We start from the raw sequence: 22,898 nt of genomic DNA, 5'->3' as shown, positions 1-22,898 counted from the left end.
GAATAATACTATGTCTAACATCGTATCAGGTACAGTTAAGTGGTTTAACGAATCTAAAGGTTTTGGTTTCATCGAGCAAGAAAATGGCCCAGACGTATTCGCACACTTCAGCGCAATCAAAAGCGACGGTTTCAAAACTTTAGCTGAAGGCCAACGTGTAGAGTTCACTCTTTCACAAGGTCAAAAAGGTCCTCAAGCGGATAACATCACTCCGTTATAATTCTTACTGAAAAGTAATGATTAAGAAGAAGCAAGCTACGGCTTGCTTTTTTTATGTCTAAAAATTGACTGAGAGCATTAACATTCCTATAGTTAATTCAGTCGTCGTATTTGGGTGTTTTAATCATTTTTAGATATCTTCTATTAGCGTGTTTGGGCATTGCTCCGATAGTGTACGCCAAGCATAGTGTGACCATCTATACTGAGCAGTTTCCCCCTTATAACTTCTCTAACAAAGGGCACTTGGAAGGCATTAATCTTCGCTTTGTAAGCGCAATGTGCGTGGATGCCAATATCGAGTGTAGATTTGTGCTATTGCCTTGGTCAAGAGCCTATCACTTAGCGCAAGAAGAACCGATGGCAGGGCTTGTGTCTACAGCCCGTATCCCTGATAGAGAGCCCTTCTTCAATTGGATTGGGCCTATGGCTTCATCTCGTAACTATTTTTATCGTTTAAAGTCGAACTCGCAAGTTAACCCTCGAGATTTATCGGAAGTGAAAGATTATACTCTTGGGGTGGTGAGAGACAGTATTTATGAGCAGTTTGTAGAAAATATTGGTTTTGAAAGCGAGCAGAATCTGCTTAAATTTAGCCATTATTATGAATGCATTAACTTATTTTTTAAGGGAAAGCTCGACCTTATTATCGGCTCAGAATTATCCTTCCATTATCAACTTATGCAATACGGCTATGCAGGTCAAGAAGTTGTAAAGCTAATAGAATTACCACTTAATAATACAACGGGTAATTTTTTAGCGTTAAATAAAAATATGCCTAAAGAAATTGTTGAGCAATTTCAAATCAGTTACCAAAAGCTGATGAAACAAGGCAAATTAGACAAGCTAACAAACGAGTACTTAGTCGGTCAGCACTAATTGTATTCAGTTAGCATCATCACTTTACGATAAGTTTCGCTCTTTGCTACATCTTCAAAAGCATCTTTCAGTGCTTTAATGTAACGTGGATCTGTATTCTTATTGGCTGCAAGGTAGCCTTTCATGGCTAAGAAGTCGATAGAATGAGCAAAGGTAAAATTTTGTTCGTCTTGTGCTAATTGCTCTGCCATTGCTGCGATATAGTTTTTATCATCAACGATTAGGTCGACTTTTCCAGATATGAGTAATTGGTAAGAACGGGTTATATCTGAAGTGTATATGATTGTATAGCCTCGCTCCGAAAGTTGTTTGGCTGACAGGTCATCTCGTTGAACAGCGACTTTATACTGCTTTGCCTGTTCGCTTGTTGTTATATTAATATCAGCGCGTTGGGTGAGCTTTACAAACCCCATTTGATAGGTTGCCACTGCCCCAATCCACTCGAATTTATTTTCTCGCTCAGGTGTTTTAGCCATGCTAAAAATAAACGTATGTGGCTTTTTTAACGCCATCTTATAAGCACGTGCCCATGGATAAACCTCAATATTGGCTGTTAATTCGGCTTTGGCAAATATCGCCTTCACAAGCTGTGTACTGTCGCCTGAAACTTGGTTATTTATTAAAGTTTGATTGGGAGGGGAGAGTTCGGTCACGACTGTTAAGGCCGGTTCACTATGCGCAGACCAACTTATACATAATAAGGTGAATAAAAATAGAGAGTATTTCATTTATGTACTTAAAAAGACTTAGTATTTAAATCTTAGCACATAAAACGATAAAAGGGCCTTGCGGCCCTTGGTGAAGTATCGTTCAAGTCAGATAGACCTTTAACCCCTTAAAGTTCTATCCTATTGTTTTGCAACTACGGCTCATCTCATTAAGTTTCTAAGCTAGCGAGAGGAAAAAACCTGCAATTGCTGCACTCATGAGGTTAGCCATAGATCCTGCTAACACTGCTCTGAGCCCTAAGCGTGCGATATCCTTTCGCCGACTAGGCGCCATACCGCCTAATCCACCTAGTAAAATTGCTATCGATGATAAGTTAGCAAACCCACATAACGCGAATGTGACAATCGCTTGTGTGTGCGCACTTAACGTATCGCGATAATTAATAAAGTCGAGGTAAGCAACGAATTCGTTAACTACAACCTTTTGACCTATAAAACTGCCTGCGATTACTGCTTCGTCCCAAGGTACACCTAATAACCATGCAACCGGTGCGAATACGTAACCTAAAATTTCCTGAAGCGTTAATGTTGGATGATCAAACCAACCACCAAGACCGCCTAATAACCCATTTAGAAGTGCAATAAGTGCTACGAAAGCAAGTAACATCGCACCTACATTAAGTGCCAGATGCATACCGTTTGCGGCACCTGATGCAGCAGCATCAATTACGTTAACCGGTTTTTCTTCTTGTACGTCTAAATCAGCTAAATCTTCTTTGGGTGTTTCGGTCTCTGGCACAATCATTTTTGCCATTAAGAAGCCACCCGGTGCCGCCATAAAGCTGGCTGCAATTAAGTATTTAAGCTCTACACCAATCGTTACATAACCTGCCATAACGGAGCCTGCTACGGTAGCCAAGCCACCGACCATTACCGCAAACAGCTCAGACTTAGTCATGCTGGCAATAAATGGTTTAACAATTAATGGTGCTTCTGTTTGGCCAACAAAAATATTGGCGGTTGCAGAAAGCGACTCAGGGCGCGAGGTTTTCAATAGCTTTTGTAAGCCACCGCCTAGAATCTTGATTATCCAATCCATCACCCCAATGTGATACAACACAGCAACGAGTGCTGAAAAGAACACAATAACGGGCAATACTTGTATCGCAAAAATAAACCCTAAGGTATCTTGCGATGCCAGTGAGCCAAATAAAAAGCCTATACCGTCATTAGCATAACCAATGACCGATGACACGCCTCGTGACATACTTGCCAGTACGTTTTTGCCCACCTCGAAGAACAAGACAAAGCCACCAATTAACACTTGAAGTAAAAAGGCGATGCCCACAGTTCTTAAATTAATTGCTTTACGGTTTGTTGAGGCCGCAAAAGCAATGGCTAGTAGCATAACAATGCCTACTAAGCTCATAAATGTTGTCATACTGACTATTTCCCGTTGTTATTGTTGCAGTAAATATTTTATTTTACTTTTAATTATATCAATGGCAACGCGATTCATACCGCCGCGTGTGACTACGAGATCAGCTTTGTGCTTTGATGGCTCAATAAACTGATAAAACATAGGTCGCACTGTCGCTTGATATTGATCAACAACGGACTGTAATGTTCTGCCACGCTGCTCCATATCTCGTTGCATACGGCGCATAAGGCAGATATCTAATGGTGTATCAATAAACACCTTAATATCAAATTCTTTACGGAGTGCCGGATCACTCAGTAGCAAAATACCTTCAACGATAAGTACTTTTGCCGGTGCAACTCGGCGCGTTTCTTCGCTGCGAGTATGCATTGCATAGTCATAAGTTGGTACGTCTACTGATTTTCCAGCGCGTAATTGAAGTAGATGCTCATGCATAAGCTCATGCTCGAAAGCATCAGGATGGTCGTAATTAGTTTGCGTTCGATGGTCAAACGGCAAATGCGACTGGTCTTTGTAATAAGCATCTTCTTCGATCACTGCGATCGCGCCCGGTTCAAGCTCATTGACTAATTCGTTATAAATTGTCTTGCTAAAAAGAGACTTGCCCGACGCAGATGCGCCAGCAATAGCTATAATTGTTCGTGTCACTAAAGTTCTCGCCCACACAGAAGGAAACATTGTTAGGTAGATCACAATAGCAAAAAAGACACGATTAATCTCTTTTGCTTCGCTCAGAGGTGCAAATTTATAATGTTTCTGTTTTATGAAACAGGACTTATGTCCTGTACCAAAAATTCGAAGAGCATATAAAGTATTCACACATTGATAACGAGGTACCCATGGCAAGAGCACTTATCTTAATGGCAGATAGCCTAGGAATTGGCGCAGCACCTGACGCAGACAAGTTTGGTGATGTGGGCGCAAATACTTTCGCTCATTTACTCAAAGCTTATGCTGAAGAAACCGGTGAGCACTTATCGCTACCTAATCTTACCCGTTTAGGTTTGGCCGATGCATGCGAAGCCGCTGGTAAAGAACCGTGTTTAGTCAGTGATCGCCAAGCACCTGTTGGCGCATGGGGTTACGCTAAAGAGTTATCAAGTGGTAAAGACACGCCTTCAGGGCACTGGGAAATGGCTGGTGTCCCTGTGTTATTTGATTGGGGTTACTTCCCAAATACACAGCCGTGTTTTCCACAAGAATTTGTGGACGAGCTAATAGCTCGTGCAGGTATTCCTGGCATTTTGGGTAACTGCTATGCCTCAGGAACAACCATTTTAGAACAACTGGGTGAAGAACACATGCAAACCGGTATGCCGATTTGCTACACCTCAGTTGATAGCGTGTTTCAAATAGCCGCGCACGAAGAATCATTTGGACTGGAGAAACTTTATCAGGTTTGCGAAATCGCACGGGCGCTGCTTGATGAAATGAACATAGGAAGAGTGATTGCGCGGCCATTTTTGGGTTCGAGCCGTGACGATTTTGCCCGTACCGGTAATCGTCGTGACTATTCGGTGCTGCCACCGTCGCCAACCTTGCTTGATAAATTATCGCAAGACGGCGGTGAAGTGATTAGTATTGGTAAAATTGCTGATATCTATGCGCACCAAGGCATCACCCAAAAACACAAAGCGCCAGGGCTGATAAACTTACTTGAGAAAACCTCAGAAGTTATCGCAAGCGCACCAGAGCATAGTTTGATTTTTACAAACTTAGTTGATTTTGATGAAAAGTACGGTCATCGCCGTAATGCCGTTGGCTATGCTAAAGCATTAAAAGAGTTTGATGATTATCTACCGACCATCTTAAATCAACTAAATAGTGATGATGTGTTAATTATCACGGCCGATCACGGATGTGATCCAACAGCAGCAGGCACTGACCATACACGTGAATACGTGCCAGTACTTGCTTACCAACCTGGGATGACAAACACCCCGCTTGGAGAACGAGCTAGTTTTGCAGACATAGGTCAAACCCTTGCCCAGTGGTTTAATCTTCCTGCACTTGAATACGGTGATAGCTTTAAAGACCAGCTATTAGCGAACAAAAAAGGAAACCAATAATGAGTACTCCTCATATCAGTGCCAATGTAGGCGAATTTGCAGAAACGGTATTAATGCCAGGTGATCCGCTTCGCGCTCAATACATTGCTGAAAACTTTTTAGATGACGCAAAACAAGTAACAGGCGTTCGTAATATGTATGGTTTTACCGGTACCTACAAAGGTAAACCAGTGAGTATTATGGGCTCTGGGATGGGTATTCCATCAATGTCAATTTATGCCCGTGAATTGATCGTTAGTTACGGCGTTAAAAATCTAATTCGTATTGGTACCTGTGGCGGTATTGGTAGCGATATCAAAATCCGTGACGTTATCTTTGCACAAGGTGCAAGCACAGATTCAAACGTAAACCGTGCGCGCGTTCGTGGTTATGACTTTGCCGCAATTGCTGATTTTGGTTTACTACTTAACGGCGTAAACGCAGCAAAAGAATTAGGCATTGAAGCGAAGGTAGGTAATGTATTTACAACAGATACATTCTACCAAGCAGATAACACATTCTATCAAGAATTAGACAAGCTAGGCGTACTTGCTGTTGATATGGAAACAGCTGGCATGTACGGCGTAGCCGCTGAATACGGCGCAAAAGCGATGGCATTATTTACTGTTAGTGACCACGTAATCACTGGTGAAGCGACACCAAGTGAAGAGCGTCAAAGCACTTTTAACGAAATGGTTAAAATTGCTTTAGAATCAATTTAAATAAGTTCCTTGGTAACGTATTCACTGAAATTTGGAAACACGCCCAAAGTGAAGTGAGACTAACCTCAAAGCCGCATTTATGCGGCTTTTTTTATAGTTGCGAGTTTATCTCGCGTAAAATCCTACTCGCATCTCGCAATTTTAAGCCTTGATTAATAAAAAAGAGTTGTAATCATAAGCAACAATACTTTACTGTTAGTCTTTTGGTTTGTACCTAAAAAGTAAATAATAATTAATAACTCTCTTGGACAAAAATACTAAGGATTAGTATGAAATATAAATACCTACCTCTAAGCCTTGTCTTTTCATCTTTACTTACTGGTTGCGGTGGCAATAGTGATAGTAATGAGGAATCTAAACAAGAATTAACAAATTCGGCACCCGTTGCAGTTATTGATACTAGTTCAACCCTTAATGGTGAAAGTGTTGTAATTAGTGTTTTGGAAAATGACACAGATAGTGATGGTGATGCGTTAACTGTTGCGCAAATATTAACGCAGCCAACTCACGGAACAGCAATGATTTCAAATAATCAAGTGCTTTATACTCCGGTTGATGCAAACTTTGCAGGAAAAGATAGCTTTAGCTATCAAATAACAGATGGAGAAAAAACGTCACAAGCAAGCGTTGAGCTAACTTTATATCAGCAGTTGACTTTACATGGGCAAGTGGTTGATAAACCAATTGCAAATGCTGATGTCTCTTTAACAATTAATGGCGAAACACTTGAAACTCACGCTGATAGTAATGGCTTTTATCAGTTAGATGTTAAAACGTCAGATATAACCGATATGCTTTTATTAAAGGCGATTGGTACGGCTAATGATCAACAACACGTCGAGTTAGTTAATTTATTTGGGAGTTTTGAAAGTGTAATGCTAGCTTCGGGTGAGGACCGCATTTATTCATATGAGCAAGGGGATAATGCCAACATCACTCACTTATCGACTGCTCACTATTTATTGGCTGAAGAACAAAATGCTGAAGACACAATAACTACCCAAGAAGCTTACGATAGTTTATCTGCACAAATATCACCAAAGGAATTATTAGATACTGCAAGTTTTATAAAACTGTTGGTCGATAATGACAACTATACAGTTGCTGAAGGTACATCGTTGACTTTACTAAACTCTGGTGAAGTTAAAGAGGCTATAAATGCTTACTTAGTGAGTATTGCTGCAATGGATACGCAAGGTAATCTAACCGAGCAGTATGAAGCTGATTTCACACAAGCGAAAAATGATTCTATCAGCGGTACTGATTTGGCCTTTACTGAACAAGAGCTCACTGAGCAACCACTATTTACATTTTCAGCGTACCGTAAAAAGTTAATGCCGCTATATGCAGATAAAACACTTATTTTGAATAGTGATTATCAAGGTAAAAGTATAGTCGCTAACAATAACGATACTCGAGAGGCGAGTGTTGAGTGGAAAATCGAACAAGGTAAGCTTGTATTCGATTTTGCAGAAGACTCAGTTTTACGATATGCAATTGACTTAAGCTTCAACATTGATAGTGGTATGGTGGAAATTGCTAATAAATGGGGCGAAGATATCGCTATAGCAATACGAGATGCTTACTATAAAGGCAAAATAAATTCATTTATTATTGTTAAAAAGTACCCACTAAAAAGAACTGTTTCTAAATTAGCCAATGATAAGTCAGGTGTTTTAGCATACATTTCTGGGGTAGATGTTGAAGAGTTAGAGATCCCGGATGCCGTTGAATGGGAAACAGATACTTTAATTTACGAAAAACCAATTGATGATGTATTAAAAATTGTTAACGGCACCAACGATGAATTTTCATTGCTTAGTTCAGAACAGTTAGTTGGGGAGTGGTCAGTTCCATCACTGTATGCTTCAGAGGAAATTTCAGGAAGCATTCTTAAACATGAGTACTTAACAATTTCAGGCGTGACAGCAACTGCGAAACACACAGGTAAATCTTATGTAGTAGAACGCTTAGAAAATAGCTTGGTTCTTTCTAGCTCTACAGAAAAAGTGACTTATACGCCGATTATGTCTGATGGTAATCGTTACTTAACCTTTGTACAGCAATGGGAAAATGACGAACTAATTTTTCAAGGTACAGGCTCCGTTGTAAAAGTAAAAGACGATGCTGAATTGTTTTTTGAAAACATGATTACTGAGCTACCAAAGGTGTATCAACCTATGATTACAGTAATGAATCATGGTAGTGAGAGTGTATATGAAGATGACTTAATGAATATTGATTATCTAAATGCTTATCAGTTTGATGCAAATAATACAGTAAAACGGGCTATTCGTTCAGCTCATTTAATAGATGGACCTGATAACTATTTTCACATTGGTAACGAATGGACATGGAGCAGAACCGAAAACCAGCTTAAAATGGGCTATGAAAGTGACTTTGATTTGCGCTATATATTTTGGGATGTACTTGCATACGTTCCTGAATCAAATTCTGCATTAGTACATGAATATGGTTATTATGGTTATGATGAGGATAATAATGGTGAAATTTCTGAGGATGAAATTGAAAACTTGATTTATCCTCGCATTAACTTTATCAAGCTAGAAGATCTTAGCCTTTGGGAAGCTGCATGGCAAAACACGGTTAATAAAGGCTTATAACCTAATTAATGAAACCCTTTCAAAGCCGCATTTATGCGGCTTTTTTTATAGTTGCGAGTTTATCTCGCGTAAAATTCAGCTCGTTGCCTTTACCTCGCACCTTAAAACTTGAAAATTCAAGCAATTGTTGCCACTTTTAATAGAGGAACAACAATTGAGGATGTGTATGTCTAATTGGGTTGAAGCTAAGGTCAAAGACGTTAAATGGTGGACAGACTCATTATTTAGCTTAATTGTAAATGCGGACGTAGAACCATTCACCGCAGGGCAGTTTACTAAACTCGCTATGCAAGTGGATGATAAACGTGTTGCACGTGCCTATTCTTATGTGAATGCGCCGAATAATCCCGACCTTGAGTTTTATTTGATCAATGTTAAAGACGGTCAACTTTCTCAGCAGCTGGCACAATTAAAGCCAGGCGATAGCGTCACTATTGAGCGCCGCGCCACAGGCTTTTTTACCCTTGATGAAGTGCCAAGCAGTGAGCAGCTTTACATGCTGAGTACAGGTACGGCACTTGGGCCTTTTATTTCAATATTAGAGCAGGGGGAGGTGTGGCAAAAGTTCGAGCATGTTCACCTTGTACATGGCGTGCGCCTCAATGAAGATTTGAGCTACCAAGCTCGCATTAAAGCGCTACAGCAACAGTACTCAAATTTGCATTATTCTCCTGTAGTCAGCCGAGAGTCAGCCACACTGGGGTTTAATGGTCGGATCACAGATGTAATTAAAGACCACCGTTTGTTTGATGTTACAGGTCATCCTGCTGTGCCTGATACTACACAATTTATGATTTGTGGTAATCCAGAAATGGTGAAAGATACAACAGCTATTTTGTTAGAGCTTGGCTTTAGCCGCAACAGACGTCGTGATCCTGGTCATATAACTGTTGAGCAATATTGGTAAAAAGCTATGCCTAATAGCTAGAATTTGCTACTTTAGCGCCTCAAATGAGCATGGTGTGTTTAGGAAAACTATGAAACCGTTACTTTTTGCAATAAGTCTATTTATTTCATGGCAATTGGCTGCTACTGAATCAAGCACTGAACAAAAGCAAGCTCAGCCAGCTTCAGTAAATGAGCCTGAAAAGAAAGAGGTTGATAGCCTTGAATTTATTGAACAGAAGCCAGCAACTCAGCAAGTACCGAGTTCAGCCCAAGCTAAAAAACCGCTGGCTAAGGTTGATGACAGTAAGGTATTAGGTTCACAAAATCCTGCACCGGCAGAACAGCCAAAGACCGCAGAGGAAAAACAGGAAGCTGTGAATGAGGCTGAACAAGCTGTTGCTAAAGCTAAAAAGGCACTCACAGAGAAACAGCAAGAAAAAGCGCGTCAGTCACGTGAGGCGACAGCGGTTATCGAACAAGTTATTGCGGCTTATAATGCCCGCAATATTGACGCTTTTATCAAAATGTATGATGAAAATGTTGAGTTTTATACATTTCCTAATGAGCTTATGTTCACGGGGAAAGAAAAGCTTATAGCTCGCTACGGCATCATGTTTAAAAAGTTAAAGTGTATCAAATCATCACCGATTAAACGTATTGTGCATGGCAATATAGTGATTGATCATGAGTTATCAGAAACCTGCTCAGAAGACCCGAATGTGGTTGATAAACGGGCTGAGTTTGTTACAAGTTACCAAATCGAAAACGGTAAAATAACCAAAGTATTATTTTTCAGATAAAAAAAGAGCAGCTTAGCTGCTCTTTTTTTTTGGGTAGATGAAAGTTACTAGATTTGAGGTAGCAGCGATTTCACATCGCGTCCCTGTACCTAGAACCAAGCACCTAATGACGCGGGATAAACCCGTTGCTACATGTCGGCTGAGAGTTTACGGCTTAAAGCTCCTTTACGTTGGGTGTTGCTGGGCTCGACCCAACGTACCCTTCGCGCGTCTCGGCTAAGCCGTTTCATTTAACAATGAGTTGAAGCTTTCGTTGTCATGCAAGCTTGCAAAAGCACTTTCATGTAATAATTCATTGCGAAGATTAGGTGAATACTCAAGCGCCATGCGAATATCAGCCATTGCATCAGCATGTTTATGCAATAGAGCATAAGCACAAGCGCGTTGCCAGTATGCATAACCATAGTCACTATCTATTTCAAGTGCTTGATTACATAACTCGATTGCTTCGCCTGTTTCGTTTATCTCAAGTAGCGCATCTGCTTTGTAGGCAATGGCTTCAACATCTTCTGGTTTACGTTTTAAAATTTCGTCGAATATTTCAATTTTATTCGCAACATCACTTTCTAAATTAGCTCGCATCCATAAAGAGTGTACTTCGTTTGTAATCGAGATTTTTTGTTGGTTAAGTAAAATCTCTTCAGAACGTTCACGTAGCTTCTCTTCTAATACTTTAAGACGTTCTTCATACTCTTTAGTGATCGCACTAACGCGGGTATTTACAATGTCTTCTACTTTATTTTTCACATCACGTAATGAATTCCAGCCAACTAAAACCAAGATAGATGCAGTAATCGTAATAATAAAGAAGACATTATTTATCGTGTCCGTTGTATAAGTTAAAGCACGGTCAGCAGTATCTAATTGAGTGTGAGCGACTTGTTTTGTTACATCTTCGCGTAACTTTTGTTGATCTTGGCGCACAGCTTTAAGTTCATCAAGAATGTAGCGCTCTAAGAGCGGCTTATACATAGGCTCTTGTAGCTTATCGAGAGCTTGCTGTTGCTCAACCTCAGTCAGCGCAGGGCGGTTTTCTGTTTCGTTTTGAGCACTTGCAGAGATGGTAAGGCTCATTAATAGGGTAATTAATAGTAAGATATAACGCATAGCTTATTCATTTATAGTGAATTCTAGGCTAACTGTAACATGCGTGAGCACTGTGGACTAGGCAAAAAAAACCAGCTCGTAGGGTGAGCTGGTCAAACTGCATAAACAACATAAGTTGTCAGGGGTATCAACAGGAGTTAGGTGTAATATAACCATTGGTATCTGAACAACTACTTAATCCTAAAAGAGTTTCTAAAAATTTATTTTCAATATGCTAGATCAGTTATGTTCGTCTAGACTTAAATGGTCTTACAACTAAAAGGTGAGAGTGATGCGCCAACAACTAGTCCAACTACTCTATGGAGTGTCAATATCATCAGATCTTGATAGTGGTAACGTTGAATTAGCTGAACGTTTAATTCTAAATGCGGTGTTAGACGGCCTAGAAATAGGTAGAGCGGGTATCTGGTTACTGAATGAAGAAAATACCGCCATTGAATGCCGCCTTTTACTTGATAGAGAAAATGGCAAAGAGCTTCAAATGTTGGTGCTTCCAAGAGACGCATACCCTGCTTATTTTAGAGCTCTTGATACGCAACGAACCATTACCGCTGTTAATGCTCACACCGACCCTGCGACTTACGAATTTAGTGAAAGTTACCTCAGCCCTTTAAATATTGGTGCCATGCTTGATGCACCAATACGCTATAAAGGAAAAATGATAGGTATATTTTGCTGTGAGCATATAGGGGGAGAACGAGAGTGGACTGAAGATGAATGTTCATTTATTGGCGCATTAGCTGACCTGTACGGACGTGCATTATCGGCGCAGGAGAATGAGCGCGTTAATGCCGAGTTAGAAAAAGCTAACCAACATTTAGAACATCGGGTTGCCGAGCGAACTCGCACTCTCGAAAAAACCTTAAATGAACTGACAGAAATGCAAGAAAAGCTCATTGAGTCTGAGAAAATGGCTTCTTTGGGTAACTTAGTTGCAGGTATTGCTCATGAGGTAAACACACCGATTGGTATTGCTGTTACAGCAAATAGTTCAGCAAAAGATAAACTTACTGAACTTGATAAACTCATAAGTGCCAATACGTTAACCAAGCACGCGTTGCTAGAAGGAATGAAGCATTTAAATGAATGTATAAAAATTTCATTTACTAACTTAGAGCGTGCTGCAAAACTGATCAGTGATTTCAAGCAAACTGCGGTTGATCAATCTTCGTTAAATTTATTAGAAACTCAAATAAAAGCCTACCTTGAGAATATTGTCCATAGTTTAATGCCTTTAACACGCAGCCATAATGTTATTGTTAATATTGACTGTGCAGATGACCTTACGCTAATAACCGTTCCAGGAGCGCTTAGCCAAATCATTTTAAACTTAGTGAATAATAGTTGTGTACACGGTTTTGTCGGAAAAGATCATAACGTGATTGATATTAGCGTTCACCTAGATGATGAAAAGGGGATATACACACTTTGCTATAAAGATAATGGTTGTGGAATGACTGATGAGGTGATGCATAAAGTATTTGAACCATTTTTTACCACTAAGCGTGGCACAGGTGGAAGCGGTTTGGGAATGTCGATAGTGTATAACCTTGCAACCCAAGCTCTGCAAGGCGAAATTAATGTCGCTAGTCAGCCTGATCAAGGTGTCTCAGTCACCTTAAAACTGCCTATTAATATAGCTTAATAAACAAAATTTAAGCTAAATGCAGGTTAAATAATCTGGTGACTGGGTAATAAAATTAATTTTTAATCAACAGCTTTGCCAAGACAAGATAAATTATCGCATGAGTTTGTCTTGCAAAATTGCTTAATTTTTCTTCTTGAATATACGTGATTTATAGCCAGAGGCGTCATTATCAGTGTGAGCCAAAATAAAATTGGGCTTCGAAACACTAGCCCAACAATTGAGGCAACAAGCATTCCTGTTAACATTAATAAAGGTAAATTAGCGATAAAAAAGTTAATACTTAGTTGTCTTGCAACCTGCGGGTTTATGGCTTTCATGATTTTCTCACCGTCAATGAATACCCTTATAAAATGTATGACTTTTGCCAATAACTCAAATCAGATTTTTCAATTAATACAATCGATTTAAAAATAAAGACAGGCCTAGCTTTATTTTTGCACTGCCCCTATAGTTTAAAGCAACGGGAAATTCTAAGTGATTAGTGATTCATTATTAACAGGAAATCCTTTTTTATGACAAAGACGTATCAGTATTAATACATAAATATCTGTCATATCTTTAGCTTTTGAGGAGCATACAATGAGTAATGGAAAAACGGGCGGCTGCCCAGTTATGCATGGTAGTAACACTGTCACCGCACAATCAAATACAGATTGGTGGCCAAATTCTCTAAACTTCGACATTCTTCATCAACACGACAGCAAAACTAACCCTTACGGTAAAGACTTTAACTACGCTGAAGCATTTAAATCGCTCGATCTTGAAGCTGTAAAAACTGACTTAAAAAATTTGATGACTGAAAGCCAGCAGTGGTGGCCTGCTGACTGGGGTCATTACGGTGGTTTAATGATCCGTATGGCATGGCATTCAGCGGGTTCATACCGTTTAGAAGATGGCCGTGGCGGCGGTGGTACAGGTAACCAACGTTTTGCGCCTTTAAATTCATGGCCAGATAACGCTAACCTAGACAAAGCACGTCGTTTACTTTGGCCTGTTAAAAAGAAATACGGTAACAAGCTATCTTGGGCCGATTTAATGATTTTAGCTGGTAATATGGCTTATGAATCAATGGGCTTAAAAACCTTTGGTTTTGCTGGCGGCCGTGAAGATATTTGGCATCCAGAAAAAGATGTTTACTGGGGGGCTGAAAAAGAATGGCTAGCACCAAGTGATGAACGCTACACCAATGTAGAAAAACCCGACACGATGGAAAATCCGCTTGCTGCGGTGCAAATGGGCTTAATTTACGTAAACCCTGAGGGGGTTAATGGTAACCCTGATCCGCTTAAAACGGCGGAGCAAGTTCGCGAAACATTCGCCCGTATGGCAATGGATGACGAAGAAACTGCGGCGTTAACAGTCGGTGGTCATACCGTAGGTAAAACGCATGGTAACGGCAGCGAAGCAAACGTTGGTCCTGAACCTGAAGCGGCCGATGTGTTTGAGCAAGGCCTAGGTTGGAACAACCACAACTCACGCGGTATTGGTCGCGATACGATGACCTCGGGTATCGAAGGTGCGTGGACGACTTACCCAACTAAGTGGGATAACGGATATTGCTACTTGCTGCTTAACTACGAGTGGGAACTTAAGAAGAGCCCAGCAGGTGCGTGGCAATGGGAACCAATCGATATCAAAGAAGAAGACAAGCCAGTTGATGTGGAAGATCCATCAATTCGTCTAAACCCAATTATGACCGACGCCGATATGGCGATGAAAATGGATCCAACCTACCGTAAGATTATCGAGCGTTTTAACGATGATTTTGAATACTTTAGTGATGTTTTTGCACGTGCATGGTTCAAATTAACGCACCGTGACCTAGGTCCAAAATCGCGTTACTTAGGTGCAGATGTACCAAGCGAAGATCTAATTTGGCAAGATCCGATCCCTGCGGTTGATTACACATTATCAGACAGCGAAATTAGTGACCTTAAAACCAAGCTGCTGAACTGTGGTGTAAGCCAAGCAGACTTAATTGCAACCGCATGGGATAGCGCACGTACATACCGTGGCTCAGATCACCGTGGTGGTGCAAACGGTGCACGCATTCGCCTTGCGCCACAAAAAGATTGGCAAGGTAACGAACCAAAACGTTTAGCAAACGTTCTCAGTGCGCTCGAATCGGTGCAAGCGAGTTTAAGTAAACCAGTAAGCTTAGCTGATTTAATTGTACTAGGTGGAACAGCGGCGGTTGAGCAAGCAGTAAAAGCCGCAGGCGTTGATATAACCGTGCCATTTGCCCCAGGTCGTGGTGATGCAACGGATGAAATGACCGATGCTGATTCGTTCGATGTGCTTGAGCCAATTCATGACGGTTTTCGTAACTGGCTGAAACAAGACTACGCAGTTTCTGCTGAAGAGCTAATGCTAGAGCGTACACAATTAATGGGTTTAACAGCGCCAGAGATGACGGCACTAGTCGGTGGTATGCGTGTATTGGGTACTAACTATGATGGTACTTTACACGGTGTGTTTACTGATAACGTGGGTACATTAAGCACCGACTTTTTCGTAAATCTAACCGATATGGCTTACACGTGGAAGCCAATAAGCAAAGGTTTCTACGATATTGTTGAGCGCAGCACTGGGGTTACTAAGTGGACAGCAACACGTGTTGACTTAGTGTTTGGTTCAAACTCAATCTTGCGTTCATACGCAGAGTTTTACGCACAAGACGACAACAAAGAGCGTTTTGTACAAGACTTTGTTGATGCGTGGGTTAAAGTGATGAACGCTGACCGCTTTGATATTTAATTTGATATGATGCTACACCCAAAAGGCTACAGAACTCTGTAGCCTTTTTTTATGGTGCTTGAATGCACTATGCTTGCTGAGCCAGATGATCCATATACTCGTCAAATGTACCTTGAAAATCGATGACCTGTTTATCCTTAATATCGATGATGCGAGTTGCCAATGATGAGACAAATTCACGGTCATGACTGACAAAAATCAAGGTACCTTGATAATCTTTTAATGCATTATTAAGTGCTTCAATGGCTTCCATATCCATGTGATTGGTCGGTTCGTCCATAATCAATACATTGATGTCTTGCATCATTAACTTACCAAACAATAGGCGGTTCTTTTCTCCACCTGAGCAATTACGTGCTTTTTTATTGGCATCGTCGGCGGTAAATAATAATCGACCTAACATAGCGCGAACCATTAAATCATTGTGCTTAGCGGTGCGCCATTGTGACATCCAATCAAACAGCGTGAGATCGTTATCAAATTCTTTACTACTATCTTGAGGGCAATAACCGATGCTAGCGTTTTCGGACCACTTCACCACGCCTTCGTTGCTTTGTAATTCATTAACAAGGCAGCGTAAAAAAGTGGTTTTACCTACGCCATTTTCACCAATAACGGCAAGCTTAGCACCGGCTTCCAGTAATAAGTCACCGCCGCTGAACAGGGTTTCACCATCAAAGCCATGACCTAACTTAGTGAGCTCTAATGCTTGGCGATACATCTTTTTCCCTTCGTCAAAACGAAGTGATGGGCTAATACGGCTGGATGCTTTTACTTCATCAAGCTTAATTTTATCCATACGTTTAGCGCGAGAACTGGCCAGTTTTGCTTTTGAAGCATTCGCACCAAAACGATTTACAAACTCCTGTAACTCATCTATTTCTGCGCTCTTTTTGGCATTTTCAGCAAGCAGTTGCTCACGTTGTAAGCTTGAAGCTTCGATCCACTTTTCGTAGTTACCTGGGTAGATTCTTAGCTCGCCGTAATCAATATCGGCCATGTGAGTACATACCGAATTTAAGAAGTGGCGGTCGTGCGAGATAATAATCATTGTACATTTACGTTGATTTAGCTCATTCGCAAGCCACGTAATAGTGTGAATATCAAGGTTATTGGTTGGCTCATCTAAAAGTAAAATATCAGGATTCGCGAAGAGTGCTTGTGCTAATAACACACGCAGTTTCCAACCAGGTGCAACGTTCGCCATTAAGCCGTAATGAAACGTTTGTTCAATACCTGCTTGAAGCAAAATTTCTTCAGCGCGGCTTTCGGCTGTGTAGCCATCCATTTCAGCAAAAATGCTTTCAAGTTCAGCGACTTTCATCCCGTCTTCTTCACTCATTTCAGGTAATGAGTAAATACGGTCACGTTCTTGTTTAACTTTCCAAAGCTCAGCATCACCCATGATCACCGCATCAACTACAGAGTATTGCTCAAAAGCAAATTGATCTTGGCTAAGGGTACCTAGCTTTAAACCAGGCGCAATCGACACATTACCAGCGGTAGGCACAAGTGCGCCGCTTAAGATTTTCATAAAGGTTGATTTGCCGCAGCCATTGGCGCCAATTAAACCATAGCGATTACCGTTACCAAACTTGGCTGATATATTTTCAAATAAAGGCTCTGCGCCAAACTGCATGGTGATATTAGCGGTTGAAATCAACGAATTATTCCTAGAAAAAGACTGACAGGTTATGGGCGCAGCAACTGCGAAAATAAACAAGCAATAGGGTAAATAATAGGCCGCGGATTATACAGATCAGCCTTTCAGAACGCTATTAAAAACAAGATAAAGTTGGATACAGTTCAATCTTAGGCGTATTTTACATCGCGTTGCAATTTGTGATGTCGCGGCATAAAGCCGCTTCATTTAATCAAGCACGCTAAAGTCAACGCTAGGTAAAGACTCGAACCCTGGGCGCGCAAATAAATAGCCTTGCATCAAACTCACACCAGCTTGGCGTAACCATTGATATTCTTCAATTGTTTCTATTCCTTCAGCAAGTGTAGTGATATTTAATTCTTCAAACATAGCAATACAATGACTGACAATAGTTTGTCTTGCTTTATTAAGATGAATGTCTCTAATTAGATTCATATCTAGCTTAATTATATTACTCTGAAAATCAGCTAATAAGTTTAACCCCGAGTAGCCAGAGCCAAAATCATCCGTGGCAGTGATAAAACCAAGTGATTGATAGTACTCAATGACACGTTTGATATGTGCGCTGTCTTCTACTTGTTCTACCTCAGTAAACTCAAACATAATTTGTTCAACAGGGAAGTTAACCTTATTTGCAGCTTCTAGCGTCGTTTTTATACAACGCTCAGGTTTATAAATTGCGTTTGGTAAAAAGTTGATACTTAAAATTGAATCGAGTTTTAGTTGTGCTGCGAGTGAAATGGCTTTTATTCGACAAAGCTGATCAAATGTATATCGGTTCTCGTTGTTAACTTGAGAGATTACAGAGTAAGCAGACTCATTATTTGCTCCTCTAACTAACGCCTCATAACCAAAAATACGTTTTGCCGTACAGTCAATTATGGGTTGAAAAGCCATGGTAAATTCAAAATCTAGTGCAGCTAGATCTTCACAGTGTCTGCAAGTTTGCTGGCAAGAAGCGTTATTAGAAGGCATTTATTACCTATAAATTATTTCGATTTTAAACCATAGTGCTAGTAAATGGGCTAATGTGCAAATGTTGTTACCAAAAATTTACACTTATAAATGATAACTTACAGCTGTTTTTAGAAGCAGGATTATATCTAGTAAAAGATTTACTCAAGATTTAGACTCTACTGATTATTTTTTGTAATAATTAATTATCTGATTTTTAATAGATTATATTTAATTTGAGGATCTTTTTGATCAAAAGTTTAAAAAATAACTTGCTTACCTACCAATTGGTAGGTAAGATGGCTGCCATGAACACGACATATACAAATATTCTGCAACTTGCAGATAAGCTCATTCAGAGTAATGGCTTTCATGGTTTTAGTTATGCTGACCTTGCAAAAGAGCTCGATATTCGTAAAGCGAGTATCCACCATCATTTTGCAACAAAAGCAGATTTAGGTATTGCATTCTGCCAACTTAAATGTGAGCAGCTTCAGCAACTTGAGTCACACTTAAAAACATTGCCTTCAGCTAAAGAGCGCTTAAAAGGCTATTTTGATGTTTTTCAAAGCTGTGCCAGCGAAAAGCAAATGTGCGGAATATATGCCATGCAAACAGATTTACGTTTAATGGCAGAGCCGCTGCAAAAGCAAGTGACGAAAATGGCTGATCTTGAATTACAGATACTTAGCTCTATTTTACAAGCTGGCCTTGAGAGAAATGAGTTTAGTTTTAAAACCTCAGCTTATCAGCAAGCAGTAATAATATGTTGCGCGATTAAAGGCGCATTAATGTTAAACAGAAGTGAGCATCATCAAGGTTTATTCATACAAACTTGTGATGCATGTTTAGAAACACTGAGTTTATGATCGTTTAGATCATAAATTCTGTTTCTAAAAAATTTACCCAACAAACCTACCTACTAGTAGGTAATTAAATTGTACAAGGAGCATTATTATGCAACGCATTACAACATTGACAGTAAACACCACGAGCGGCCAAGCGCAAACCCAGTTAAGTGACCTTAAGCAGGCAATGGGCGCAGAGCTTAATTTATTTGGTGCGCTCGCTAATTCACCCGCAGCGTTACAAGGTTTTTTAAATTTTAAAGCGGCTTTAGATAAAGGCTCTTTAACACAATTGCACTCAGAGCAATTAGCGTTAGCAATCGCAGGTACTAATGGTTGTCGTTACTGTGCTTCTGCTCATTCATATATTAGCGACAAGCTAGGCCTGTCTGCTGATGAAATTAAAGCGAATTTAAAAGCGACTTCAGCAGACGACCAAACAAATGTGTTACTGAGCTTTGCAAAGCAAGTGATTGAATCACGCGGTAGTGTATCGCAAGAGCAATTACAGCGCGTAAAAAATGCCGGTTTTAGCGATGAGCAGCTTGTTGAAGTGATTGGTCATATCGCCCTAAATAGCTTTACTAATTACTTTAACGAAGCATTCGATATTGAAATTGACTTTCCACAAGTTGAATTAACCTAATTAACCTAATTACCCTAAGTGAGGCTAAAAGCCTTTAAACAAAAACGGCTATAGCCACAGGAGAAACTCATGAACTTAACTACAACACAGCAACAAACAGCACAACGTATTGCAAGCAAACTAGAGAATGCTGGTTTACCACTTTTATATATTACCCTAGGTATTATTTATATTTGGTTTGGTGGGATTAAATTTACGCAAGGACAGGCTGAAGGCATGTACGGCATGATTGCCAATAACCCTCTCGTTTCTTGGATGTATGTCATTTTCTCGAAACAAGGTTTGGTGAATTTTTTAGGAACGCTTGAAATCATCATTGGTTTGCTATTTTTTGGACGTTTCGTCAATCCTGCGTTATCAGTGGTTGGTGGCCTTTTATCAATGGCGTTATTTGTTGTAACAATTAGCATGATGGTATTTCTATCCGGCATTACAACGGAAGCAGGTTTCCCTGTGCTAAGTTTTGTTGGTGAGTTTCTACTGAAAGATATCGGTTTGTTTGCAGCATCTTTATTTATTGCTGGAAATAGCCTGAAAATTATCGCTACAAACCAAGGCGGTGAATAACCCTCTCCACGTTGGGGCCCGAAAGGGCCTTTTTCATTTTGCTCACTAATAAAGCACCCCTCCCTTATTTTAAAACATAAAGTCAATTTGATAAAAAAGGATTGATTTTGTAATCAAGAAGCTGCGAGCTAAAAGTTACTGCTATACTGAGTTTACATTCAAGTTAAACGTATCTTTGATTAAAACTGTTTGCCAGTTGCTAACAAAAAAACCTGAAAATATATAAATATAGTTAACAGTTTTTATAAATCGGGCGATAATACGTATAACAAGACAGCAAAGGTGAATTCAATGGCGGCAGGTATTTCTTTTAAAAACTTAAGTATTACTAAAAAAATACACGCGATTACATGTATAGCAGTGGCAGCATTTGTCATTATTGTGTTAGTAAACTACATCGCAATGAATGACAACAGAGCGTCACTTGATGAGTTAGAAAAGTCTTCATACGAAGTAGTAAAGTTAACGTCATCAAATGTTGGCTTACTCGAAAAATTAGACGAGCTTTACACACAAGCAGTGACATTTGGCGAGCCAGACTTAGTTGAAAGTGCGGCACAAACTTATAAGACAATTAATGAAAATTTAAAAAATATTATAGCCATTAACGATACCTATGTTCATGATGATACGAAAGAAAAGCTAAAACAGTATGCTAATATTTCGTCTACGATCGCCAGCTCAATGATCTCAGGTACCGCTGATTTTAGTAAAATTCAGCAGCAAGCTCAGCAAAAAACACAACTCTATGAGGCTGTACTTGAAGGTTTTAAGCGTGCTCAAACACGCGCGGATGACCGTTTCTTTGAACTTGTTCAGGCGACTAAAGCACGCTCAGACAATGCGTTGCAGTTAATGCTTGTGGTGTCAGTTATTTCACTCTTTTTATTGGTAATCACCTCTATTTGGATTGCTCGTGGAATTGGCTCGTCAGCCAGTGCAGCGGCAAATAATTTAGGCTTGCTTGCTGATGGTAAAGGCTCGTTAAGCACACAACTTGCAGTTCATGCAAAGGATGAAATTGGCCAAGTGTCTATTAACTTTAATGCCTTTATTAAGCTATTAAAGGCCGCGGTGCTGGATGTGATGTCTGTGTGTGAGCCGTTAATGGAAAACTCAACACGCTTAGTGCAAGGTATGGAGCGTGCAGAAAAAGCAACAACCAAGCAAACAACAGATGCAGAAGTGGTAAAACACTCAATGGAAGAAATGCGTCAAAGCGTTGCTGACATTTCACAATCGGCAGCCAGTGCGTCACATGCAGCACAAACTGCTGAGCAAGAAGTAGAGCAAAGCCGCACCCAAATACAGCGTTCAGTGCAAGAGTCACGCACTTTGAGCAATGAAATTAATCAAGCTGCAACGACCATTAACCGACTCGCTGATGACACAAAAAATGTGACACAGATTTTAAACGTTATTACCTCTATAGCTGAGCAAACTAACCTATTGGCACTTAACGCAGCGATTGAAGCTGCAAGGGCTGGTGAGCAAGGACGAGGTTTTGCCGTTGTTGCAGATGAAGTGAGAGAACTTGCATCAAGAACATCGCACTCTACCAACGAAATTAGAGAGCTGCTGACAACATTAACAACGGCAGCAAATGAGTCAGTTAATGCCATGACATCAGCCAGAGATATGGCTACAAATAATGCACAAGCAGCTGAGAGTACAGGCCTTTCAATTGAAAAAATTGCGGAGCAGATTCTAGAAATAAATGGTATGAACTCACAAATTGCAGCGGCTACTGAAGAGCAAACATCGGTCGCGAGTATGGTGGTTGATAATGTTTCTAATATGCATATGTCATTTGAAGAGACAATGAATTCGTTGTCTGAGGTAAGAGATGTTGCGAAGAACCTGCATTACCTCTCGGACTCACTACTAGATGCTACGGCTAAATTTAAGGTCGAATAAAATCACATAAAAAGCTGGCAACCCCAGCTTTAGTAGACTCATAAAGAGCCACCTTTTAGAAGGTGGCTCTTGTTATTGAAACGCAATTAGAACGTTGCAACAACCTTCACTTTATCAGTTACTTTTGATGCATCAATATAACCAATAGCATCACCATTTGCTGATATGAAATCGATAACAGCTTGGTCATTAGCAAGTTTTTCTGGCGGCGTGCCTTTGCCTGTAAATACTAATTTTGACCAATAAGCATTAAGCTGGCTGCTCGATTTACCGACTACTTTATCGTTAAATTCATCGCTAACACTGTTGCCGTCTTGGTTTACTGGGTTTACTTTAGTGCCATCATCAAATGACTTTGCTTTACCTAAGTAGATTTTTTTAATTGTGCCTTCATCAATTGCATTGCCATTCGCAGGGTTAACAATCACAGCAACATCAGCAAAAGCGGTGCTTGATAAAAGCGCTACCGCTGTAGCTAAAAGTAATTTTTTCATTATGCGCTCCA

20 protein-coding genes are annotated in these 22,898 nt (G+C 40.2%); 13 read left to right on the top strand and 7 right to left on the bottom strand.

The genetic code is table 11. The features are described from left to right. Nucleotides 1–10 precede the first annotated feature (10 nt). Both L3Q70_RS16920 and L3Q70_RS16915 read left to right on the top strand, forming a co-directional pair. On the top strand, nucleotides 11–220 hold the full coding sequence (locus tag L3Q70_RS16920) for a cold-shock protein (RefSeq protein ID WP_036972536.1): 210 nt from the start codon (nucleotides 11–13) through the stop codon (nucleotides 218–220). Between the two features lie 188 nt (nucleotides 221–408). After that, the gene (locus L3Q70_RS16915) at nucleotides 409–1,095 is read left to right on the top strand and encodes a transporter substrate-binding domain-containing protein (protein ID WP_167346331.1); all 687 of its coding nucleotides are present in this window, start codon (nucleotides 409–411) and stop codon (nucleotides 1,093–1,095) included. Here L3Q70_RS16915 and L3Q70_RS16910 read toward each other — a convergent pair. From L3Q70_RS16910 to udk, 3 genes are all read right to left on the bottom strand, one after another. Beyond that, complete coding sequence (locus L3Q70_RS16910; protein WP_237115502.1) at nucleotides 1,092–1,823, bottom strand: transporter substrate-binding domain-containing protein; 732 nt, start codon at nucleotides 1,821–1,823, stop codon at nucleotides 1,092–1,094. The two genes, L3Q70_RS16915 and L3Q70_RS16910, sit on opposite strands and share 4 nt — an antisense overlap. Before the next feature lie 157 nt (nucleotides 1,824–1,980). Next, on the bottom strand, nucleotides 1,981–3,204 hold the full coding sequence (locus tag L3Q70_RS16905; protein WP_062567792.1) for a NupC/NupG family nucleoside CNT transporter: 1,224 nt from the start codon (nucleotides 3,202–3,204) through the stop codon (nucleotides 1,981–1,983). Nucleotides 3,205–3,222: 18 nt separating this feature from the next. Then, nucleotides 3,223–3,852 carry a uridine kinase gene (udk, locus tag L3Q70_RS16900; RefSeq protein ID WP_062568159.1) on the bottom strand — a complete coding sequence of 210 codons (630 nt, stop codon included), beginning with the start codon at nucleotides 3,850–3,852 and terminating at the stop codon, nucleotides 3,223–3,225. A 191-nt stretch (nucleotides 3,853–4,043) separates the two neighbouring features. Here udk and L3Q70_RS16895 point away from each other — a divergent pair, with 191 nt between their 5' ends. The 5 genes from L3Q70_RS16895 to L3Q70_RS16875 all read left to right on the top strand — a co-directional run bounded on the left by L3Q70_RS16895 (nucleotide 4,044) and on the right by L3Q70_RS16875 (nucleotide 10,286). Continuing rightward, entirely contained in the window at nucleotides 4,044–5,273 is a 1,230-nt protein-coding gene (locus L3Q70_RS16895; protein WP_062567791.1) for a phosphopentomutase, read from the top strand. Next, the gene (gene deoD, locus L3Q70_RS16890; protein WP_036972525.1) at nucleotides 5,273–5,974 is read left to right on the top strand and encodes a purine-nucleoside phosphorylase; all 702 of its coding nucleotides are present in this window, start codon (nucleotides 5,273–5,275) and stop codon (nucleotides 5,972–5,974) included. The genes L3Q70_RS16895 and deoD overlap by 1 nt, the downstream gene beginning before the upstream one ends. A 269-nt stretch (nucleotides 5,975–6,243) precedes the next feature. After that, the gene (locus L3Q70_RS16885; protein ID WP_237115501.1) at nucleotides 6,244–8,598 is read left to right on the top strand and encodes an Ig-like domain-containing protein; all 2,355 of its coding nucleotides are present in this window, start codon (nucleotides 6,244–6,246) and stop codon (nucleotides 8,596–8,598) included. A gap of 166 nt (nucleotides 8,599–8,764) precedes the next feature. Next, on the top strand, nucleotides 8,765–9,505 hold the full coding sequence (locus L3Q70_RS16880) for a ferredoxin--NADP reductase (RefSeq protein ID WP_237115500.1): 741 nt from the start codon (nucleotides 8,765–8,767) through the stop codon (nucleotides 9,503–9,505). Between the two features lie 70 nt (nucleotides 9,506–9,575). Continuing rightward, nucleotides 9,576–10,286: a nuclear transport factor 2 family protein gene (locus tag L3Q70_RS16875; protein WP_237115499.1), complete on the top strand. Its 711-nt coding sequence runs from the start codon at nucleotides 9,576–9,578 to the stop codon at nucleotides 10,284–10,286. 216 nt (nucleotides 10,287–10,502) lie between these two features. On the opposite strand, the gene L3Q70_RS16870 is transcribed toward L3Q70_RS16875, so the two are convergent. After that, nucleotides 10,503–11,393, bottom strand: coding sequence for a tetratricopeptide repeat protein (locus L3Q70_RS16870; protein WP_062567788.1), 891 nt, complete (start codon nucleotides 11,391–11,393; stop codon nucleotides 10,503–10,505). Between the two features lie 271 nt (nucleotides 11,394–11,664). Between L3Q70_RS16870 and L3Q70_RS16865 the strand changes: the two genes are divergently transcribed. Both L3Q70_RS16865 and katG read left to right on the top strand, forming a co-directional pair. Beyond that, entirely contained in the window at nucleotides 11,665–13,038 is a 1,374-nt protein-coding gene (locus L3Q70_RS16865; RefSeq protein WP_237115498.1) for a GAF domain-containing sensor histidine kinase, read from the top strand. A gap of 582 nt (nucleotides 13,039–13,620) precedes the next feature. Further along, entirely contained in the window at nucleotides 13,621–15,798 is a 2,178-nt protein-coding gene (katG, locus tag L3Q70_RS16860; protein WP_237115497.1) for a catalase/peroxidase HPI, read from the top strand. 67 nt (nucleotides 15,799–15,865) lie between these two features. Here katG and L3Q70_RS16855 read toward each other — a convergent pair whose 3' ends face one another. Together L3Q70_RS16855 and L3Q70_RS16850 are read right to left on the bottom strand one after the other, a co-directional pair. After that, nucleotides 15,866–17,461, bottom strand: coding sequence for an ABC-F family ATPase (locus tag L3Q70_RS16855; protein ID WP_083515247.1), 1,596 nt, complete (start codon nucleotides 17,459–17,461; stop codon nucleotides 15,866–15,868). A gap of 207 nt (nucleotides 17,462–17,668) precedes the next feature. Then, nucleotides 17,669–18,436: an EAL domain-containing protein gene (locus L3Q70_RS16850; protein ID WP_062567784.1), complete on the bottom strand. Its 768-nt coding sequence runs from the start codon at nucleotides 18,434–18,436 to the stop codon at nucleotides 17,669–17,671. A gap of 287 nt (nucleotides 18,437–18,723) precedes the next feature. Between L3Q70_RS16850 and L3Q70_RS16845 the strand changes: the two genes are divergently transcribed. From L3Q70_RS16845 to L3Q70_RS16830, 4 genes are all read left to right on the top strand, one after another. Next, entirely contained in the window at nucleotides 18,724–19,284 is a 561-nt protein-coding gene (locus tag L3Q70_RS16845) for a TetR/AcrR family transcriptional regulator (RefSeq protein ID WP_237115496.1), read from the top strand. Nucleotides 19,285–19,372: 88 nt separating this feature from the next. Next, complete coding sequence (locus L3Q70_RS16840) at nucleotides 19,373–19,909, top strand: peroxidase-related enzyme (protein ID WP_237115495.1); 537 nt, start codon at nucleotides 19,373–19,375, stop codon at nucleotides 19,907–19,909. 69 nt (nucleotides 19,910–19,978) lie between these two features. Then, complete coding sequence (locus tag L3Q70_RS16835) at nucleotides 19,979–20,476, top strand: DUF417 family protein (RefSeq protein WP_062567781.1); 498 nt, start codon at nucleotides 19,979–19,981, stop codon at nucleotides 20,474–20,476. Nucleotides 20,477–20,767: 291 nt separating this feature from the next. Beyond that, a complete protein-coding gene (locus L3Q70_RS16830) occupies nucleotides 20,768–22,393 on the top strand; it encodes a methyl-accepting chemotaxis protein (protein ID WP_062567780.1) in 1,626 nt (541 codons plus the stop codon). Between the two features lie 86 nt (nucleotides 22,394–22,479). Here L3Q70_RS16830 and L3Q70_RS16825 read toward each other — a convergent pair whose 3' ends face one another. Continuing rightward, a complete protein-coding gene (locus tag L3Q70_RS16825) occupies nucleotides 22,480–22,887 on the bottom strand; it encodes a phosphate ABC transporter substrate-binding protein (RefSeq protein WP_237115494.1) in 408 nt (135 codons plus the stop codon). Nucleotides 22,888–22,898 lie beyond the last annotated feature (11 nt).

The sequence above is a fragment of the Pseudoalteromonas sp. CF6-2 genome (genome assembly GCF_021729425.1).
GTDB lineage: Bacteria > Pseudomonadota > Gammaproteobacteria > Enterobacterales > Alteromonadaceae > Pseudoalteromonas > Pseudoalteromonas arabiensis.
The sequence above is the reverse complement of the archived record's forward strand: the minus strand, read 5'-3'. Positions and strand labels throughout refer to the sequence as shown.

Coding starts and splice junctions, on each gene's coding strand:
- L3Q70_RS16845 (WP_237115496.1), top strand. CDS start 18,724: ATGAACACGACATATACAAATATTCTGCAACTTGCAGATAAGCTCATT.
- katG (WP_237115497.1), top strand. CDS start 13,621: ATGAGTAATGGAAAAACGGGCGGCTGCCCAGTTATGCATGGTAGTAAC.
- L3Q70_RS16850 (WP_062567784.1), bottom strand. CDS start 18,436: ATGCCTTCTAATAACGCTTCTTGCCAGCAAACTTGCAGACACTGTGAA.
- L3Q70_RS16880 (WP_237115500.1), top strand. CDS start 8,765: ATGTCTAATTGGGTTGAAGCTAAGGTCAAAGACGTTAAATGGTGGACA.
- L3Q70_RS16825 (WP_237115494.1), bottom strand. CDS start 22,887: ATGAAAAAATTACTTTTAGCTACAGCGGTAGCGCTTTTATCAAGCACC.
- L3Q70_RS16905 (WP_062567792.1), bottom strand. CDS start 3,204: ATGACAACATTTATGAGCTTAGTAGGCATTGTTATGCTACTAGCCATT.
- L3Q70_RS16840 (WP_237115495.1), top strand. CDS start 19,373: ATGCAACGCATTACAACATTGACAGTAAACACCACGAGCGGCCAAGCG.
- L3Q70_RS16895 (WP_062567791.1), top strand. CDS start 4,044: ATGGCAAGAGCACTTATCTTAATGGCAGATAGCCTAGGAATTGGCGCA.
- L3Q70_RS16830 (WP_062567780.1), top strand. CDS start 20,768: ATGGCGGCAGGTATTTCTTTTAAAAACTTAAGTATTACTAAAAAAATA.
- L3Q70_RS16870 (WP_062567788.1), bottom strand. CDS start 11,393: ATGCGTTATATCTTACTATTAATTACCCTATTAATGAGCCTTACCATC.
- L3Q70_RS16885 (WP_237115501.1), top strand. CDS start 6,244: ATGAAATATAAATACCTACCTCTAAGCCTTGTCTTTTCATCTTTACTT.
- deoD (WP_036972525.1), top strand. CDS start 5,273: ATGAGTACTCCTCATATCAGTGCCAATGTAGGCGAATTTGCAGAAACG.
- L3Q70_RS16865 (WP_237115498.1), top strand. CDS start 11,665: ATGCGCCAACAACTAGTCCAACTACTCTATGGAGTGTCAATATCATCA.
- L3Q70_RS16835 (WP_062567781.1), top strand. CDS start 19,979: ATGAACTTAACTACAACACAGCAACAAACAGCACAACGTATTGCAAGC.
- L3Q70_RS16910 (WP_237115502.1), bottom strand. CDS start 1,823: ATGAAATACTCTCTATTTTTATTCACCTTATTATGTATAAGTTGGTCT.
- L3Q70_RS16875 (WP_237115499.1), top strand. CDS start 9,576: ATGAAACCGTTACTTTTTGCAATAAGTCTATTTATTTCATGGCAATTG.
- L3Q70_RS16920 (WP_036972536.1), top strand. CDS start 11: ATGTCTAACATCGTATCAGGTACAGTTAAGTGGTTTAACGAATCTAAA.